Annotated in this window: 15 protein-coding genes; 11 read left to right on the forward strand and 4 right to left on the reverse strand. The window is 69.2% G+C overall.

Annotation, left to right across the window (positions count from 1 at the left end):
- Nucleotides 1–1,119, reverse strand: a 1,119-nt coding sequence (locus G3I19_RS15990; RefSeq protein ID WP_343235121.1) for a serine hydrolase, incomplete at its 3' end; no start/stop codon positions are given.
- A 155-nt stretch (nucleotides 1,120–1,274) separates the two neighbouring features.
- Nucleotides 1,275–1,541 (reverse strand): hypothetical protein, encoded by a 267-nt coding sequence (locus G3I19_RS15995; RefSeq protein ID WP_203599648.1) that lies wholly within the window; start codon nucleotides 1,539–1,541, stop codon nucleotides 1,275–1,277.
- A gap of 259 nt (nucleotides 1,542–1,800) precedes the next feature.
- Between G3I19_RS15995 and G3I19_RS16000 the strand changes: the two genes are divergently transcribed.
- From G3I19_RS16000 to G3I19_RS16030, 7 genes are all read left to right on the forward strand, one after another.
- Nucleotides 1,801–2,796 carry a LuxR C-terminal-related transcriptional regulator gene (locus tag G3I19_RS16000; RefSeq protein WP_164264278.1) on the forward strand — a complete coding sequence of 332 codons (996 nt, stop codon included), beginning with the start codon at nucleotides 1,801–1,803 and terminating at the stop codon, nucleotides 2,794–2,796.
- Nucleotides 2,797–3,059: 263 nt separating this feature from the next.
- Nucleotides 3,060–3,269: a hypothetical protein gene (locus G3I19_RS16005; RefSeq protein ID WP_164264277.1), complete on the forward strand. Its 210-nt coding sequence runs from the start codon at nucleotides 3,060–3,062 to the stop codon at nucleotides 3,267–3,269.
- A 168-nt stretch (nucleotides 3,270–3,437) separates the two neighbouring features.
- Nucleotides 3,438–4,445: a DMT family transporter gene (locus G3I19_RS16010; RefSeq protein WP_164264279.1), complete on the forward strand. Its 1,008-nt coding sequence runs from the start codon at nucleotides 3,438–3,440 to the stop codon at nucleotides 4,443–4,445.
- 35 nt (nucleotides 4,446–4,480) lie between these two features.
- Nucleotides 4,481–5,668, forward strand: a complete 1,188-nt coding sequence (locus G3I19_RS16015) for a M20/M25/M40 family metallo-hydrolase (RefSeq protein ID WP_164264280.1) — start codon at nucleotides 4,481–4,483, stop codon at nucleotides 5,666–5,668.
- A 280-nt stretch (nucleotides 5,669–5,948) separates the two neighbouring features.
- Nucleotides 5,949–6,227, forward strand: a complete 279-nt coding sequence (locus tag G3I19_RS16020; RefSeq protein WP_164264281.1) for a DUF3311 domain-containing protein — start codon at nucleotides 5,949–5,951, stop codon at nucleotides 6,225–6,227.
- The gene (locus G3I19_RS16025) at nucleotides 6,224–7,720 is read left to right on the forward strand and encodes a sodium:solute symporter (RefSeq protein WP_164264282.1); all 1,497 of its coding nucleotides are present in this window, start codon (nucleotides 6,224–6,226) and stop codon (nucleotides 7,718–7,720) included. Before G3I19_RS16020 ends, G3I19_RS16025 begins: the two co-directional genes overlap by 4 nt.
- A gap of 604 nt (nucleotides 7,721–8,324) precedes the next feature.
- A complete protein-coding gene (locus G3I19_RS16030; protein ID WP_164264283.1) occupies nucleotides 8,325–9,809 on the forward strand; it encodes an APC family permease in 1,485 nt (494 codons plus the stop codon).
- Here G3I19_RS16030 and G3I19_RS16035 read toward each other — a convergent pair.
- Nucleotides 9,787–11,394, reverse strand: a complete 1,608-nt coding sequence (locus tag G3I19_RS16035) for a PucR family transcriptional regulator ligand-binding domain-containing protein (protein WP_164264284.1) — start codon at nucleotides 11,392–11,394, stop codon at nucleotides 9,787–9,789. The genes G3I19_RS16030 and G3I19_RS16035 overlap by 23 nt on opposite strands.
- 439 nt (nucleotides 11,395–11,833) lie before the next feature.
- Between G3I19_RS16035 and G3I19_RS16040 the strand changes: the two genes are divergently transcribed.
- The 3 genes from G3I19_RS16040 (at nucleotide 11,834) to hisD (ending at nucleotide 15,963) form a co-directional block, all read left to right on the forward strand.
- Nucleotides 11,834–12,940 carry a zinc-binding dehydrogenase gene (locus tag G3I19_RS16040; RefSeq protein WP_164264285.1) on the forward strand — a complete coding sequence of 369 codons (1,107 nt, stop codon included), beginning with the start codon at nucleotides 11,834–11,836 and terminating at the stop codon, nucleotides 12,938–12,940.
- Nucleotides 12,941–13,077: 137 nt separating this feature from the next.
- Entirely contained in the window at nucleotides 13,078–14,571 is a 1,494-nt protein-coding gene (locus G3I19_RS16045; protein WP_164264286.1) for a CoA-acylating methylmalonate-semialdehyde dehydrogenase, read from the forward strand.
- Between the two features lie 63 nt (nucleotides 14,572–14,634).
- Complete coding sequence (gene hisD / locus G3I19_RS16050) at nucleotides 14,635–15,963, forward strand: histidinol dehydrogenase (RefSeq protein WP_164264287.1); 1,329 nt, start codon at nucleotides 14,635–14,637, stop codon at nucleotides 15,961–15,963.
- A gap of 2 nt (nucleotides 15,964–15,965) precedes the next feature.
- Here hisD and G3I19_RS16055 read toward each other — a convergent pair whose 3' ends face one another.
- Nucleotides 15,966–17,018, reverse strand: a complete 1,053-nt coding sequence (locus tag G3I19_RS16055; RefSeq protein WP_203599643.1) for a LacI family DNA-binding transcriptional regulator — start codon at nucleotides 17,016–17,018, stop codon at nucleotides 15,966–15,968.
- A 308-nt stretch (nucleotides 17,019–17,326) separates the two neighbouring features.
- On the opposite strand from G3I19_RS16055, the gene G3I19_RS16060 reads away from it, so the two are divergent.
- On the forward strand, nucleotides 17,327–18,901 hold the full coding sequence (locus G3I19_RS16060; protein ID WP_164264288.1) for a GMC family oxidoreductase: 1,575 nt from the start codon (nucleotides 17,327–17,329) through the stop codon (nucleotides 18,899–18,901).
- The last annotated feature ends 2 nt before the right edge of the window (nucleotides 18,902–18,903 follow it).

The following is an 18,903-nucleotide window of genomic DNA, read 5'->3' on the forward strand; positions in this document are numbered from 1 at the left end:
CTGCGAGAAGCAGATGACCAGCCAGACGAAGAGGGCCACCGCGCCCGACGAGTTCAGCAGGAACTGGAACACGGTGTCCTGCGCGATGTAGTTGAAGAACACCGCGACGAAACCGAACGCGACGGCCGCCCAGATCGCGGCGGCCGAGGGGCGCCCGCCCTCGCTGACCGGGGCGACGAGCGTGCCGACCGGGGTGACCCGGCCCGCAGCACGGAAGCCCCAGTCGAGCAGCGCCGATGTGTCCTTGTACACCTGGTCGTATCCGTTCACCGGATGCATGACGGTGACCAGCAGGGTGCGGCCGTCTTGGGTGGCGGCACCGGTGAAGGTGTTGCCGGCGTGCGTGGTGTAGCCGTTCTTGACGCCGATCATGCCCTTGTACTCGCCGAGCAGCCGGTCGGTGTTCTGGATCTGGAACTTCTTGCCGCCCCGGGCGGGGAACTCGGCGATCCGGGTCGCGCAGTACGCCCTGAAGTCGGTGTTCCGCAGCCCGTGCCGGGCGAACAGCGACAGGTCGTACGCCGATGACACCTGCCCGGCGTGGTCGTACCCGTCCGGGCTGACCACATGGGTGTCGAGAGCCTGCAGATCGACGGCCTTCGCCGCCATCTCGCGCACGGTGGCGGGCACACCGCCGTTCATGGCGCTCAGCACATGGACGGCGTCGTTGCCCGAGCGCAGGAAGACCCCGTGCCACAGCTGGTCGACGGTGTACGTCGTACCGGCCTCGACCCCGACCAGGCTGCTGCCTTCCGGTATTCCGGCCAGGTCGGCCGCGGTGACCCGGTGCTTGAGCGCCTTGTCGAACTTGGGGAGCACGGTGTCCGCGAAGAGCATCTTGAGCGTGGAGGCGGGCGGCAGCCTGTGGTGCGCACGGTAGGAGGCCAGCACCTCCCCGCTCTCGTAGTCCGCGACGAGCCACGACTGGGCGGCAGCCTTCGGAACGGGAGGCGCGCCGCCGAGACGCCGTACCTGTATCCCGTCGAGGCCGAGCCGCTCACCGCCCACGGCACTGGCGGCCGAGGCCGGTGCGGCCCCGGTGGCGAGAAGAGCGGCGGGCACGGCAGCGGCGGCGAGGCCGAGCACTGCGCGCCGGGAGGGCGAAGCGTCGCTGGTCACTGAGGGATCGTACGAACCGGAGCGGTACGCGGGTGCGGCGGGGGGTGCGGATCACTCGAAATGCTTGCCCTTCACGGGGCCCGTCCCCAGAGCCCGTCTCACGGGGCCCGGCTCACAGGCCCCCCGGCTCACAGAGGCCCCGCCCCTTCCCTTCCTCACCACCGGACCGCCTGCCAGCCGCGTAAGGCCGGTGAGGACTCCGTTGCCCGGCGGGCGATGGCGCGTGCGGTGGTCGTGGCGGCCGCGGCGTCGGGGGCCTGGATGAAGAACGTGAGGTGGGCGCGGGCCGCCCCGGGGTGCAGATGGAGGTGTTCCAGACCGTCGCTCGGGAGGGCCGACACCCAGAAAAGATCCACGTCGCACGCGGCGAGCTCAGGGGGCGGGGTTCCACGGGGCGTGAGTGTCACCGTGACGATGTGCATCGACCGACCTCTATCAGGAATCGGGAGGTGAAGCGGAGGGGGAAAGGGAGGACACAGACGGGAAGGGAGGGGTGAACGGGAGGGTGAATCGGCCTGCTTCGCCGATCCTGGGGGTGTGTGCGGCCGGCCGGTAGGGGTGCACGCTGGCAGGAAGTGCTCGCGGCAGGAGGTTGCCCGGCGCGGTATGGACCTGCGAAAATCGATCTGTTCCGGGGGCGGACAGGACATCCTGATGTGTGCAGTACAAGGGGGATTTGTCTTGTTGTCCGCGCTGGGCATCGACGAGCGTGCCGAGACCGTGTACCGGCTCATGCTCGATCAGTCCGACTGGGGCGTCGCCGAGATCGCCGCCCATCTGGGGTGGGCCGAGACCGAGGTCAGAACCGCTCTGGACCGGCTGGCCGAGCTGAATCTGCTGCGCACCTCGCTCCTGGCCGAGGGTTCGCTCCGCCCGATCAACCCCGCTGTCGGTCTTCCGCTGCTGCTCGCCGAGCAGGAACGTGAAGTGCTGCGCAAACAGCAGCAGTTCGCCGAGACGCAGGCGGCCGCCATGCGGCTCCTGGAGGAGTACGCCGACCGCGGGGCGTCCCGCCACGACATCGAGCAGCTGACCGGGATCGATGCCATCCAGGACCGTCTCGAACAGCTCGCCCACGCCTGCACCTCGCGGGTCATCTCCTTCATGCCCGGCGGCGCGCAGTCCGCTGCGAGCCTGAAGGCGAGCAGACCGCTGGACCTGTCCGCCCTGGGACGGGGCGTCGAACTCCTCACCGTCTACCAGGACAGCGTGCGCAACGACCCGGCGACGCTCGCGTACGCCCAGTGGCTCACCCAGCTCGGCGGGCAGGTCCGCACCGCCCCGGTACTGCCGGTGCGCATGGTGCTGTTCGACGACCGGACGGCGCTGCTGCCGGTCGACCCGGACAACACCAGACGCGGGGCGGTCCAGTTGGGCGGGCCCGGGGTGATCCTGGCGCTGGTCTCGCTGTTCGACGCGGTGTGGGAGCGTGCGGCCCCCTTCGGTACCGACCGCGACCGCGAGCTCAACGGCGAGGGGCTCACCGGGCAGGAGGCCCAGCTGCTCCGGCTGCTCGGGCAGGGGCTGACCGATGAGATCGCGGCCCGCAGACTGGGTATCGGGCTGCGGACCGTACGGCGGATGATGGCCGACCTCATGAGCCGTCTGGATGCCCGTTCCCGTTTCGAGGCGGGCGCACGGGCGGCCCAGCGGGGCTGGCTCGAAGAGGAGCGTTAGGCGGGGTCAGCCGCCCGTACAAGGCCGGCCCGGCCGGGCCCGGCCGGGGCCCGCCAGCCGTGTCGGCCGGGCGGTGGTGACCTGCGGCGATGGCGGCATGAGCGTGCCTGGTGCAGTAGCTGCCACCCGGAACCTCTACCCCCGCCGGGGCGGATCGGGAAATCTGTTCCTCACCGGGGCAGCGCGCCGGACCGGAAACGGACCGGTCGGCGCCCCCCGGAGAACTTCCCGGAACACTCACCGCTCCCGATTGGGGTACCGCCATGTCTGCTGCCGTCCGCCGCATCGCCACCGCTTCCGCCATCGCCGCCCTCGCTCTCACCGGCCTCACCGCCGGCGCGGCCGCGGGAGCCGAGCGGCCCGCGTCCGGTCGCGTCGGGGTCACCGGCACGGTGGCCGCAGGCGACAGCACGGGCATCGGCTGGGACACCGCCACGCTCCGGGCCGACAGGAGCAGCATCGGCTGGGACTGACCCACCAGCACCGTCAGCTCTACCAGCACCACCAGCACCACCAGCACCACCAGTGCCCTCAGCACCACCAGCACCACCAGTGCCGTCAGCACAACCCACGTGTACGAAAACCGACTTCAGAGAACGCGAACGCGTAACAACACGAACGCGTAACAGAGAGATGTAGTGATGCAGCAGTTGGAAACCCCCGTTGACCCGGTCAGGGCCGAGCAGGCCGTACCCCCCGATGAGCCCGCTCCGGCCGCGCCGCAGCCGCCGGCCGAGGGAGCCGGGGAGCGCTCGGCCCGCGCGGTGGTGTGGCTCGGCCCGGTCCTCGCGACCCTCGCCACGCTCATCTGGTCGGGGAACTTCGTCATCGCCCGCGCCCTGCACGAGGACGTCGCTCCCGTACAGACCGCGTTCTGGCGGTGGATCATCGCGATGCTGGCCGTACTGCCCTTCGCCGCGAAGGCGGTCTGGCAGCAACGCCACCTGATCCGCACCCACTTGAAGTATCTGAGCGCGGCGGCGCTGCTCGGTGTCACCCTGTTCAACACACTGATCTACCAGGCAGGACGCTCCACCAGCGCCACGAACCTCGCGCTGATCGCGGCCGCTTCGCCCGTACTGATCGTGCTGTTCGGCATGATCGGCCGCGGCGGCGAGAAGGTCACGGGGCGGCGCGCCATCGGCATGATGGTGGCGCTCGTCGGCGTGGTCGCGCTGGTGTCGAAGGGGTCGCTGTCCGTCCTGCTGCACCTGGACTTCGCCGTGGGCGACCTGTGGATGCTGGCCGCGACGGCCACCTTCGCCGGCTACACCGCACTGCTGCGCCGCAGGCCGGAGGGGATCTCCGGCATCTCGTTCCTGTTCACGACCTTCCTGCTGGGTACGGTCCTGCTGGCCCCCGCCTATGCCGTGAGCCTGGCCGCACAGGGCGGCTTCACCCCGTCGGGCGGCACGGTCGGCGCCCTGCTCTACATCGGTGTCGCCTCGTCGGCCATCGCGTACTTCACCTGGAACAAGGCCATCGACCTGATCGGCGCGGCGCGGGCCGGAATCATCTACTACCTCCAGCCCGTCTTCGTCGCGGTCGTCTCCTATCTCGCCCTGGGCGAGGCCACCAGCGCGATGCAGGTCGTCTGCATGGCGCTGATCATCACCGGCATCGCACTCGGTGCCGGCAAGAAGAACTGAACCACCACTTCCGACCCACGAGGACAACACGCACCATGGACACCGCACACATACCCGGCATCAACGCGCAGCGCCTGCTCACCGATCTCACCCACCTCTCCCAGATCGGTGCCGGACCCGACGGCGCCGTCCACCGCATCGCGGGGAACAAGGCCGACTGGGCGGGCCGTGACTGGATCGACAAGACCATGCGGGTCGCGGGCCTGCACTCGTACTACGACGACACCGGCAATGTCTTCGCCCGCAGGAAAGCCACCGAAGGCCCCTGGCTGCTGATCGGCTCGCACGCCGACACCGTGCCGGGCGGCGGCCATCTGGACGGGGCGTACGGGGTGATCGCGGCCATGGAGGTGCTGCGTACGCTGCACGAGAGCGGCCATCCCATGGCCGACCATGTGGAGACCGTCGCCTGGTTCGACGAGGAGGGTGTGACACCGGAGTCGAACGGCGGCCTGGTCGGTTCGACCGCGCTGACCCGGGATCCGCACGCCGACGAGCTGGTCGGCTATCTGGAACTCCATGTGGAACAGGGCCCGCGCATGGAGGCGTCCGGTCTCGAACTGTCCCCTGTCACCGGCATCGTGGGTGTACGCCGCTACACGCTGGCCGTCCGTGGCCAGGAGAATCACGCCGGGACCACACCGTTCCATCTGCGGGCCGACGCGGGGCGGGTCGCCTCCCGGATGGCTGCGGCCCTGCGGGACATCTGCACCGAGGCGGACCCGTTCTCGATCGGCAACGCGGGCGTCATCGAGTTCGGCCCCGGCGCGGCGAACGTCGTGCCCGGCACGGCGCGCACCGAGATCGAGATCCGGGCCGGGCAGGAGAGCACCCTCGACCTCATCGAGGCGGAGCTGCGGGACCGGCTGGCGCAGGTGGCCGTGGAGGAGTCCTGCACCGCCGCGCTGGACCGTACGTCCGCCAAGCCCGCCGCGCAGTTCGACAAGCGGCTGGTGGACACGGTGGACGACGTCTGCCGGAGCCGGACGGAGGCGTGTGAGCCGCTGCTGTCCTACGCGGGCCACGACGCGAGCGTCATCAGCACCCGGCTGCCGACCGCGATGCTGTTCGTCCCCTCCACGGGAGGTTTCTCCCACTCCAACCGGGAGCACACCCCCGACAAGCAGCTGGTCCTGGGCACGCAGGCGCTGCTGGACGCGGTGGTGCGGACGAGTGCGCTGCTGCTGAACACCAGGGGCGACGACGTCATCCTGGCCGCCTGATCCACCGGTTGGGCCCCTTTTTCTGATCCGCTCGCCTGATCCGTTTCTGCCTGATCCCCTCCACCGGCGGGTATGCGTACGGGCGGGGCCCGCACCGGGCCACCGCCCGCCAAACCCCCTCCCACCAGGGCGAGTTCAACGGAATGTTGAATTGGGCGCGGTCACTCCGGAGCCTTGACAGGGATCCCGTACCGGCAGCTACGCTCGTGCCGGAAATTCGATTCCGCATAGTGGAATAACACCGGAACAACACCGCTCACCACTACCCCGGGACGTCCCCATGCCCCCTGCGCCCAAGCCCCGTCCGGCGGGCCGCGCCCTGCTCCCGCTCCTCGCGACGGTCCCCTTCATCGGGATCCTCGGCGGAATCTGGTTCGCCGACCGCGTCAAGCCCTACGTCCTCGGGATGCCCTTCATCCTGTTCTGGATCGTTCTGTGGGTGGCTCTGATCTCGGTGGTCATGGCCGTGATCTACCAGCTCGACCCCCGCAACCACGAGCACCGCGACGACGACCCCCACACCCACGACTCCCGCACCCACCAGGAGGACCCGGCATGACCGCTCTCGTCGTCATCCTGGGCTTCCTCCTGGTCGCGATCTGCCTCGGCCTGCAGGCCCGCCGCGGCAAGGACATGAACCTGGAGGAGTGGTCGGTCGGCGGCCGCAGCTTCGGAACGAGCTTCGTCTTCCTGCTGCTGGCCGGCGAGATCTACACCACCTTCACCTTCCTCGGCGCCTCCGGCTGGGCGTACGGCAAGGGCGGCCCGGCCCTCTACATCCTCTGCTACGGCGCACTGGCGTACGTGATGTCGTACTGGCTGCTGCCGTCGATCTGGCGGTACGCCAAGGAGCACCGCCTGGTCTCCCAGTCCGACTTCTTCGCCAAGAAGTTCGACAGCCCCCTGCTCGGCGCGCTGGTCGCCCTGGTGGGCGTCGTGGCGATGGTGCCGTACCTGGTCCTCCAGCTGACCGGCATGGGGATCATCGTCTCCGAAGCCTCGTACGGCCATATCTCCAAGACGCTCGCGGTGATCATCGGCACGGTCGCCCTGACCGTGTACGTGACCATCTCCGGCATCCACGGCTCGGCCTGGACCGCGGTGCTCAAGGACGTCCTGATCCTCTCGGTGGTCCTGTTCCTCGGGATCTATCTGCCGCTGCACTACGCGGGCGGGGCCGGGCACATGTTCCACACCATCGACACCGCGAACCCGGGCTTCCTGACCCTCCAGCACAGCGGGCTCAGCCCGTCCTGGTTCGTCTCGACGGTCCTGCTCTCCACACTGGGCTTCTATATGTGGCCGCACTCGTTCAGCGCCTCCTACAGCGCCCAGAACGAGCGGGTGTTCCGCCGGAACGCCATCTTCATGCCGCTCTACCAACTCGTCCTGCTCTTCGTGTTCCTGGCCGGATTCGCCGCACTGATCGCGGTTCCCGGACTCAAGGGGGCGGACGCCGACCTGTCCATGCTGCGGATCACGGTCAAGTCCTTCGACCCGTGGTTCGTGGGGGTCGTCGGCGGCGCGGGGGTGCTCACCGCACTGGTCCCCGGCTCGCTGCTCCTGCTGACCTCGGCGACCTGTCTGGCGAAGAACATCTACAAGCTCGCCCGGCCGGCGACGACGGACCAGTCGGTGGGCCGGCTGGCCAAGCTGCTGGTGCCCGTACTGGCCCTGATCGCACTGTTCTTCACCTTCAACGGCGGCAGCAGCATCGTGAATCTGATGCTCATGGGGTACGCCCTGGTGACGCAGCTCTTCCCGGCGCTGCTGGTCAGCCTGGGACCGCTGGGACGGCGCAGGCTGGTCAGCAAACAGGGCGCTGCCGCGGGCATCGTCGTGGGTGTCCTGATCGTCGGCGCGGTGACCGTCAGCGGAGCCACCGTCGGCAGCCTGCTGCCGGGGCTGCCGCAGGCCGTCAAGGACCTCAACGTCGGGGTGGTCGCCCTGGTGGCCAACACACTCGTCATGTTCGCGGTCTCGGTGGTCTCCCGCAGCGCGGCGGCGAGCGGAGCCCCCGCCGAAACGGTTGCTGAGGTCAGCGTCGTCTGACGGCCCGGCCACCGCATAGCGGTTCGAAGGTGCCCCACCATGCTGCGCATGGTGGGGCTTCTCGATGCGCCGAGGGCTCCCGGCCGAGGCAGCATCACGCGGGGGGGGCGACCCGCGTACGCGCGATGCCGCGCATCCATGCCGTGTGGCTGCCGTGCCATCGAATGCTCGCTGTCCGGCACTTCCCGGACTGTGCAGCACGGCGCACATCGCTGCACAGAGTGTGTCTTTCAATGCACGGTCGCGTTGGCGCATTCTACTATTCATCGCGAATTCAGAGTTGCCGATCGACGGACAGCTACAGGCCCCCGAATACTGCGCGCCGCCACTCCGAGAAGTCCGACGGGCAGTCACCGAGTTCACCCTTCTTCACAGAGGGCGACACCCCCGCACTCGTTTCCGGTACCCGGATATCATGCCCGCCCGACCACGTTTCACTGCTGTCGACCGGTATCGGCGGGGCGACGCCCCCATGACGTGGCTCGCACGAGTGCATGACCGGCTCGTCCGAGTGCGGCTCAGAAAGGACACCATGAGCGCCGAAAGCACCGGAGTACGCTCTCGAAGCGGAATACCTGCCGAAGCCGGCGAAGTCAGCCTTTCCGTGCCATCCGACAAACCTGCCGGAAACCTGCGCGGCACCATGGGCACGCTTCAGCTCGCTCTGACCGTGCTCGCCATGTCGGCGCCCATCGGGAACGTAACCGGCGTACTACCGCTCGGAATCACCCGCGGTAACGGAATCGGCACGCCTGTGATCTATGCGTTCGTCGGCGTGATCTTTCTGCTGTTCGCCGTCGGATTCACCACGATGACTCGCAACCTGCCGAAGCCGGGCGCCTTCTACACCTACATAACCGCGGGGCTCTCCCGAACGCTCGGCCTCGGCACGGGACTACTCGCCGCCTTCACCTACCTGGTCTTCATGATCGGCAGCTATGCGTTCTTCGGGGTTTCCATCGAGAACGTACTCAGTTCCTTCGGTGCGCCGGGTACGCCCTGGTGGCTCTGGTCCGCCATCTGTTGCGTCATCATCACCACGCTCGGGCACTTCAATGTCGAGCTTTCCGGCAAGGTTCTTTCGGTCTTCATGGCCGCGGAAGTCGTCCTGGTGATGCTGTTCAACGCGCCCGTTCTCTTCACAGGCGGCCCGCAGGGATACCAGGTTGAGTCCTTCCAGCCGGCGCATGTGTTCCAGGGGGACCTGGGTGTCGCCACTCTCTTCGCGATCACGTGCTTTCTCGGGTTCGAGTCCTCCGCGATCTACCGCGACGAGGTCAAGCGGCCCGAAAGGACCATACCGCGCGCGACCTATCTCGCGATCTCCGGTCTCGCGGGCTTCTACGTCCTCACTTCCTGGGCGATTGTGACCTTCTGGGGGCCGAGTCATGTGGCCGCGGCCGGTTCGGCGAATCCTACGACTCTGTTCAGTGAGGGGTTCCGCCACTACATGGGTGACACCTTCACTCAGATCATGATCGTGATGGTCGTCACCAGTGTTTTCGCCGGTGCGCTGTCGACCCACAATTCACTGTCGCGGTATCTCTATTCGCTCGGCCGTGACCGTATCCTGCCTGCCTTCCTCGGAAAGGCCCACGGCCGGCACGGCTCCCCGTCGAACGCATCCGCTTTCGCCACCGGAGCAGCGGTGATCTGCATGCTCCCGTTCCTTCTCAGCGGGCTCGATGCCGTCGCGATGTACTCGTCCATGTTCGCGCTCGGAACGTTCGCCCTGCTCATCCTGTTCACGCTGACCACGGTCTCGGTACTGCGCTACTTCCGGATCATCGAACACGGGGAGAGGGTCTGGAACACCCTGGTCGCACCGGTCCTCGCACTCGCCGGACTCGTACTCCTCCTCACGCTGACTTCGGTCTACTACTCGATGTCGATCGGCGCGCCGCAATGGCTCGCTTACGGACAGCAGTTGCTCCTGGTCGCCGTCGTGACCGTCGGCGTCCTGATCGCCCTGCGGTGGCGCAGGACCCGCCCCGGCGTCTACGCGAGCATCGGCGGTGGCTCCGGGGAGCACCACGATGCGAGAAGGGCGGCGGAGCCGTCGCCCCTCACCACGACCGGCCCTCAGTAGCAGCACCCGGACGGTGCGGGCCCATCAGGTCGAGGGCGCGGAGCGCCAGGGAGAGACCGCCTCGTACCTCGGGATCGTCGACGGACCTGCCGAGCAGCGCGTTGAGACGCTCGATCCGGTAGTAGAGCGTGCGGCGCTGGATGAACAGGGTCTCCGCGGCCCGTGTCTTGTTGCCGTCGGCGGCGAGGTAGGCCTCCAGCGTCGGCAGTAGCGCGTTCGTCTCGGTCGCATCGTGCCGCAGGAGCGGCCCGAGCTCGACATCGACATAGCGGTGCAGCTCAGGCCCGTCGGCCAGGGCGACGAGCAGGCGCAGGACGCCCAGCCGGTCGAAGTGCAGCGTGGTGGGCTTCTCCCTGGTGACCGCAACCGACGCCGCGGTGCGGGCCTGCCGTGCCGCGTCCACCAGGTGCTCGGCGGGACCGCTGCGGCTCACCCCCGCTCTGGCGCCCTGGGTGTCGAGCTGTTCGGTGAGCTGCTGCCCGGACACCTGGTTGGTCAGTCCGACCACGGCCAGCACCTGGTCGCCCGTGTCGGCCAGGACGGCCGGCAGTTTCATGCTCTTCAACACCGGCTCCAGCACTGCCCTGGCAGAGTGGTCGTCACCGGGCTCCTTGCAGACGACCGCCACGACGAGCGGCCGGTCGCGCAGGTCACGGCCCACCTTGAGCGCCCTGTCGACGAACTGCTCGCCGGTGATGTCGCCCAGCAGCAGCCGGTTGATCAGCGAACTCTGCCGGTGGGAGGCGCGCGCGCCGCTCTCCCGGTCGCCGAGCAGGGCGATGGCGATCGTGTCAGCGGCGCGGTCGAGGGCGTAGGCCTGCGCCCCCGAGAGGGCCGCCCTTCCGTTGAAGACGTGGATCCAGCCCCACGCCTCGCCGCGCAGGACGATCATGCGGCGCGTACAGCCCGGCTCCTCGTGCGACTGGACCACCGTTGACCTGCTGTGCTCGCTGGGAGCCCCGGTCCGGTGGGCCATCCTGGCGTGCAGCCCCCAGTTCTTCATCAGCAGATCGGTGTCGGCCGTCCCCCCGGCGTACGCCACGACCTGGTGGTCGGTGTCCTCCAGCACCACGGGGGAGCCCACGTGATGGGCAAGCGTCTCGGCGAAGGACACATGACTGCGACTGGCCAGAAGCAGCTGGATGAAGTCGGCGTTGAGCCGCTCGAAGGCGAGGAGGTCGGCGTTCCTCTCGTCGGAGATCAGCTCATGCACCTGCGCGGACACCTCGACGAACGGCAGCTCGTCCACCAGTCCGATCAAGGGGAGGCCCCGCTGCCGGGCTTCGTCCACCAGAGCCGACGGCATCGTGGTGAACGCCCTCCCACCCAGTTCCACGACGAGTGCGGCGGCGTTCGCCGCGCTGACCTCCTGGACGTAACGCCGCTGCTCACCCGGCGTCCGGCCGACCCCGAGCCCGGCCGTCAGCAGCAACTCGCCACCCGTCAGGAAACGGGCGATGTCGGGGATCTCGACAGGATGGACCCAGCGGATGGTCCGGTCCAGATTCTCCTCACCCGCATACACCCGGACCTCGGTCCGGCTGAAGACCTCCAGTTGGAGTGCGGCTGCTACGGACAGAGCCATGACGGAACCTCTTCGGAGCACATAGGAACTTCACGCGGGCGTTCGGCCGGCGCGGCGGGGGTGCGCCGGGCAACTGGCCGGGGGCGTCGTACGCGGGACGCCCGGGGCCGCGGCCGGGGGGGCAGGTCCCCATGGTGCCCTGTACAGCGGGCCCTGGAATTGCACGAATGATGCAGTGTTCAGCGACATCCTTGCACAGTCCGTGTCTGCCTTGCGGGTGGCCCTCCCCTGCATGCTGGTGGACGCCACAGCATCAGTCGCGTACCGCGGGCAGCGAGCGCTAAGGAGCAGGGCCCCCGTCCGGGCGGGAGCCGCACCCGCCCCGCGAGCGCGTCGGCAGCCGGCCAGGTGCCCGCTCTCCCCCAGCGCGAGGCACCAGAACCTCGCCGGGTCGGGGCCCGCCGCGCCAGGACGTTCCATCTGCACTTGGAGGACCACTATGAGAGCCGCCGTCGTTTCGCGCCCGTCCGGACCGTTCCGCATCGCAGACCTGCGGGTGCCCAGGCCCGGGCCGGGAGAGATCCTCGTGCGCGTCGCCGCCTGCGGTGTCTGCCATACCGATCTGCACGTCCACGACGGCTCGGTGGCCTTCCCTTTCCCCGCGGTTCTGGGGCATGAGATATCCGGAAGAGTGGTCGAAACAGGTGCCGGTGTGGACCATCTCGGCCCCGGCCAGAGCATCGTCGGCGCTTTCATCATGCCGTGCGGCTCCTGCGCGATGTGTACTTCGGGCCGGGAGGAACTGTGCGAGCCGTTCTTCGCGCACAACCGGCTGAACGGAACCCTGTACGACGGGAGGACCAGGCTCTTCGACGCCAACGGCGATCCGGTGTGGATGTACTCGATGGCAGGTCTGGCCGAGTACGCCGTCATGCCCGCGCTCGGTGCGGCACCGATCCCTTCAGGCGGCCACCTCAAGGACTCCGCGATCCTTGGCTGCGCCTTCCTGACCGCCTACGGCGCGCTGGTCCATGTCGGTGAGCTGCGTGAGAGCGACTCCGTGGTCGTCGTGGGCGCCGGCGGTGTCGGCCTCAGCGCCGTAGCCGTGGCCAAGGCCCTGGGAGCCGGTCGTATCGTGGCCGTCGACGTCGCCGACGACCGGCTGGGGACCGCATCGCGCCTGGGGGCGACCGACACGGTCAACGCCTCAGCCACCGACCCTGTCCAGGCGGTCCGCGACATCACCGGTGGAGGAGCCCGTCTCGTGGTGGAAGCCATCGGGCGGCCGGACACGTTCCGGCAGGCCACGGAGATGGCGGCCGACGGCGGCCGGTGCGTGATGATCGGCATCGCACCGGCCGGCCGCACGGCCGAGATCGAGATCACCCGGCTCGTACGTCGCAAGATCCAGGTCTGCGGGTCCTTCGGCGGACGCCCCCGGCAGGACCTGGCGCACCTGGGCCGGCTCGTGGCCGACCGGCGTCTCGACCCCGGAGCCCTGATCAGCCGGCGCTTCCCGCTGGACCAGGCCGACCACGCCTACCGGCTTCTCAGCGAAGGAAAGATCGTGGGCCGGGCTCTCATCGAGATCGACCACGACGCCTGACACCTCGCATCGCCGAGTTCATCGGCAGCGCTTCCCCGCCCCTCGTGGCCGCGGCACGAGCCGCCTGCCCGGCCGGCCTCTTCCGCCTGCGGCCTCTCCCCATCAGCGATTCCGACGACAGCAGAATGGATCAGTCCATGGCAATCACGCTGCACCACTGGCGCAACGGTACGGCCTTCGAAGGCGTCGGTGACCGGTACTCCGACGTCACCAACCCGGCGACCGGAGAGGTCACCGCTCGCCTGGCGCTGGCGGCCGGGAGCGACGTGAATGCCGTCGTGGAAGCCGCAGTCGCGGCTTTCCCCGCATGGCGCGACACCTCGCTGGCAGCGCGGACCCGTGTTCTCTTCCGCTTCCGCGAGCTGCTGAACGCCCGCAAGCCCGAGCTCGCCGAGATCATCACCTCCGAGCACGGCAAGGTGCTCTCCGACGCGCTCGGCGAAGTCAGCCGGGGCCAGGAGGTGGTCGAGTTCGCCTGCGGGATCCCCCACCTGCTGAAGGGCGGCTTCACCGAGAACGCATCGACCAGGGTCGACGTCCACTCCGTGCGACAGCCTCTCGGCGTGGTCGGCATCGTCTCGCCGTTCAACTTCCCGGCCATGGTGCCCCTGTGGTTCTTCCCCCTGGCCATCGCGGCGGGCAACGCCGTCATCCTCAAGCCGAGCGAGAAGGTTCCCACCGCCGCGCTGTGGCTGGCCGAGCTGTGGAAGGAAGCGGGACTTCCCGACGGTGTCTTCAACGTACTCAACGGGGACAGGACAGCCGTCGACGGCCTGCTGACCCACCCGGACGTGGAGTCCGTGTCCTTCGTGGGGTCCACGCCCGTCGCGCGGTACGTGTACGAGACGGCCGCCGCACACGGCAAGCGCGTCCAGGCGCTCGGCGGGGCCAAGAACCACATGGTCGTGCTGCCCGACGCCGACCTCGATCTCGCCGCCGACCAGGCAGTCAACGGCGGGTACGGCTCCGCGGGTGAGAGGTGCATGGCCATCTCGGCGGTGGTCGCTGTCGGCAGCATCGCCGATGAACTCGTCGAGAGGATCAAGGCGCGCACGCTCCGGCTGCGCACGGGCGACGGCACCCGCGGCTGCGACATGGGCCCCCTGGTGACCGCGCAGGCGCAGCAGCGGGTGTCCGGCTATGTGGACGCCGGAGAGAAGGCCGGCGCCGTGCTCGTGGTCGACGGACGCGAGGTGCGTCCGGACTCCGACGGGGCAGGCTTCTTCGTCGGCCCCACTCTCTTCGACCACGTCGGCACCGACATGAGCATCTACACCGACGAGATATTCGGGCCGGTCCTTTCCGTCGTCCGCGTGGACAGCTACGACGAAGCCGTCCAGCTGATCAACCGCAACGCGTACGGCAACGGAACCGCGATCTTCACCAACGACGGTGGTGCGGCCCGGCAGTTCGCCAACGAGATCAGGGTCGGCATGGTCGGCGTCAACGTCCCGGTCCCCGTCCCCATGGCCTACTACTCCTTCGGCGGCTGGAAGCACTCCCTGTTCGGTGACAGCCACGCCCACGGCACCGAGGGCGTCCAGTTCTTCACCCGCGGCAAGGTCATCACCACCCGGTGGCTCGACCCCAGCCACGGCGGGATCAACCTCGGATTCCCTGAGAACGCCTGACCGCCGCCCCTCCGCGGGCCGAACAGTCCCCCTCCCCTCCCCTCTTCCTCAAGGAGACCAGCCGTGCCCGTTGTACTGAAGTCCGCCGCCGCCAAGAGCGGTGCGCGCAGCAGCCGCCCGGAGGTCGTCGACACAGTCGCCGAGGTCATCGCCGACGTGCGGGCCGACGGCGACGACGCCGTCCGCCGGTACTCGGCGAAGTTCGACTCCTGGGACCGGCCGTCCTACCGGCTCGGCGCGCAGGAGATCAAATCCATCGTCGCGTCGGTCCCCACCAGCGTGCTCGATGATCTGCGCTTCGTGCAGCAGCAGGTGCAGAACTTCGCGCAGGCACAGCGCGACTCCCTGCACGATTTCGAGATCGAGACCCTGCCGGGCGTGTTCCTGGGACAGCGCAGCATCCCGGTCTCGGCGGCCGGCGCCTATGTGCCGGGCGGCCGTTACCCGCTCACCGCTTCCGCGCACATGACCATCGTCACGGCGAAGGTCGCGGGCGTCGAGCGGGTGGCCGCCACCACCCCTCCGAACGAGGGGGCCCCGCCGCCGGTCAGCGTCGCCGCCATGCACATGGCGGGCGCGGAGGAGATCTACGTACTCGGCGGAGTGCAGGCGGTTGCCGCCCTCGCCCTGGGCACCGAGACCATCGCCCCGGTCCATATGCTGGCCGGCCCCGGTAACGCCTATGTGGCCGAAGCCAAGCGGCAGTTGTTCGGCGAGGTGGGGATCGACCTGTTCGCCGGGCCCACCGAGGTGCTCATCGTCGCCGACGCGACCGCCGACCCGTTCACGGTCGCCGTGGACCTGCTCAGCCAGGCCGAGCACGGACCGGACTCCCCGGCGGTCCTGATCACCACCTCCCGGGAGGTCGGACGGCGCACGATCGAGTTCATCGACGAGCTGCTGCCCGCCATGCCGACCGGGAGGGTCGCCGGTGCGGCCTGGCGCGACCACGGCGAGGTCGTGGTGGTGGACGGCCAGGACGAAGCCTTCGCCCTGGCCGACACCTACGCCAGCGAGCATGTGCAGATCTTCACCGCCGAACCGCGGGACGCCCTGACCGGTATGCGGGACTACGGGGCCCTCTTCCTCGGCCAGGACACCTGCGTTCCCTACGGCGACAAGGTCATCGGGACCAACCACGTCCTTCCGACCATGGGCGCCGCCCGGTACACCGGCGGCCTGTGGGTGGGCAAGTACCTCAAGACCGTGACCTACCAGGAGGTCCGGGACAAGGCCAGCAGCGCGCTGCTGGGCGAGATCTGCGGACGGGCCTCCCGCCTGGAGAACTTCGAGGGCCATGCCCGCTCCGGCGACCTGCGCGCGGCCCGGCACGGCGGGGCGAGCCTGCCGTGGAGCGACCACGACGTGCGCTTCGGCGGATCCGGCACGTGAGGTCAGCCGTGCCCCGGCCGGGCGGTCGTCGCCCGTACGACCAGTTCCGTCGGCAGGAGGATCTCCTCCGGCTCGGCGCCGGCGATCACATCGAGCAGCAGTTGGGTGGCGCGGCGGCCCTTTTCGACCAACGGCTGGCGCACAGTGGTCAGTTGCGCGCCGGCCGCACCGGGGAGGTCGTCGAACCCGATCACCGAGAGGTCCTCCGGAACGCGCAGGCCGCGGCTGCCGGCGGTACGCATCGCCGCGAGCGCCAGGACGTCGGTACCGGCGAGCACGGCCGTGAGGGGGCCGGTCTCCAGCAGAGCCCCGGCAGCGGCCAGCGAAGCGGCCTCGTGGAAGCCTCCCGCCTCGATCACGGTGACCTCCTCCCACGGCAGGCCGGCCGCGCGGAAGGCGGCAGCGTAGCCCGCCAGCCGTTCCCTCATCACCCGGTCGCGTGCCGCGCGCTGCCGGGCGGGAGCGACAGGGCCGCTGCAGCCGTCGGGCACCAGCCTGTCGACCAGGACGCCGACGGAACGGTGGCCGAGGGCCAGCAGATGAGCGGCGGCCGACCGGGCGGCCTCACGGTCCTCGATGCCCACCCAGGGAAGCCCTCCGGGGTTGGGACCGTCGATCACCACCACCGGCAACCGCCTGCGCAGCACGGTCTCCACCGCGGGATGCCCTTCGGGCAGGGCGTAGGCGAGGAAGCCGTCGACGAGCCCCCGCAGCAACACCCCGGAGTTCCGCGTCAGCCGTTCCGACTCCAGCGGGCACGGCAGCAGGGTGAGCGCGGTCTCGGACACCTCACCGACCTCGGCGATGCCCCGCAGCAGCGCGGCCGTGGCCGGATCGTCGAAGGCATAGGGCAGCGAGTCCGTGACCATCAGGCCGAGCGCCCCGACCTGTCCGGTGCGCAGCGTACGGCCGACCGAGTGCGGACCGGCGTATCCGAGTTCATCGGCGATCTGCAGGATGCGTTCGCGCTGCGGTGCGGACAGCTTCTCCGGCCGGCTGAACGCGTAGGAGATGGCCGCCTGGGAGACACCCGCCGCCCGTGCTACATCACGCATGGTGACCACTGGCGTCTGCTTCCCCTCGTCGGCGTGGTTCGCCGCCAACCCTACCCAGCGTGCTTCCGGGCGGGGCGCGCCACCTTCACACCTGTTGACAGCCGAGGTCGCGGTGTTAGCCTCGCGGCGGTTAATCGAATAACTAAAACTCTCGGCACCTGTCTGGCCGCTCCTCCGGACCGTGACGGGTGCCGCACCCCCCGGGGCGGGCGGACGAGCGGTCCGCGTACTCCCCGACACCCGGTGGCCGATCTTCCGCCCGCCCCCTTCTCCAGCTCCAGCTCCAGCTCCAGCCAGGGACGAACGCCATGAACGGAAAACCAGCTCTGCCCCACGACGGCCCCACCAGGTCGCACTACGACTTCGTGATCGTCGGCTCCGGCATGGGCGGCGCCACGACGGCTTACGCCCTCAAGGACGTCGGTGCCCGTGTGCTTCTCGTCGAACGCGGTGATTTCCTGCCGCAGGAGAAGCAGAACTGGGACGCCGGAGCCGTCTTCCGCCACCACCGCTACCAGAACGCGGAGCAGTGGTACGACGCGAGCGGCAAGGCCTTCACACCCGGCAACTACTACTACGTCGGCGGCAACACCAAGCTCTACGGCTCCTCGCTCGTACGGTTCCGCCGCGAGGACTTCCGGGCGACGGAGCACGAGGCCGGCACCTCGCCGGAGTGGCCCTTCCCGTACGAAGTCCTGCAGCCGTACTACCTGCGTGCCGAGACGCTCTTCCGCGTGCACGGGGACCGGTCGGACGACCCCACCCTGGAGCGGTCCGAGCCCTTCCCCTATCCGGCGATCGGACACGAGCCACCGGTCCAGGAGGCCGCCGACGCCCTGACCCGGATGGGGCTCACCCCGTCGAGCATCCCGCTCGGCCTGGACCTGCGGGACGGCGGATCCTGTATCCGCTGTGCCTTCTGCGACGGTTTCCCCTGCCGGGTCCTGGCCAAGTCCGACGCCGACGTCTGCTGTGTCCGGCCCGCCCTGGCCTCCGGTTCGGTCGAGCTGGTCACCAACGCCCGGGTCGCCCGGGTGCTCACGAACGACGCCGGCGGCAAGGCAACCGGAGTGGAGCTCATCCACAACGGAGCGCCCGTCAGTATCGGCGCCGACACCGTGGTCGTCTCCTGCGGTGCCGTCAACTCCGCGGCCCTCCTGCTGCGCTCGGCGAGCCCGCAGCACCCGGACGGGCTCGGCAACTCCTCCGGCACGGTCGGCCGCCACTACATGGTGCACAACAACTCCGTGATGGTCGGCGTCCACCCGACCCGGAAGAACACCGCGGAGTTCCAGAAGACCCTGTACTTCAACGACTTCTACACCAAGGGCACCGCGGACCACCCCTACCCGCTGGGGCACGTCCAGCTCATCGGCAAGCTCCAGGCGGACATGATGGCCGGCCAGCGCCCCGCCATCCCCGCCTGGGCACTCCGCTACGCCGCCCACCGCAGCATCGACTGGTGGCTGTTCACCGAGGACCTGCCCGACTCCGGCAACCGCGTCACCCTGACCCCCGCCGGGGACATCCAGGTCGACTGGAGGCCCAACAACGTCCGTGCGCACGAGGTCCTCGTCCGGGAGACCAGGAAGATCCTGCGCGGCATGGGGTACCCCCTGGTGTTCAGCCAGCGGACCGGCATCGAGGTCAACTCCCACCAGGCGGGCACCGTACGGGCCGGCACCGACCCCGCGACCTCGGCGCTGGACGCCAACTGCCGCTCGCACGACGTCGACAACCTGTACGTCGTCGACTCGTCCTTCTTTCCGTCGCTGCCGGTGATGAACCCGGCGCTGACCATCGCCGCGAACGCCCTGCGCGTCGCGGACCACCTCACCGGCGGCTCCCCCGCCGCCCCCGCCCAGCACACGAACAAGAGGTAGCT

It is taken from the genome of Streptomyces sp. SID10853, from assembly GCF_010548145.1.
In the GTDB taxonomy this organism is placed as follows: Bacteria; Actinomycetota; Actinomycetes; order Streptomycetales; family Streptomycetaceae; genus Streptomyces.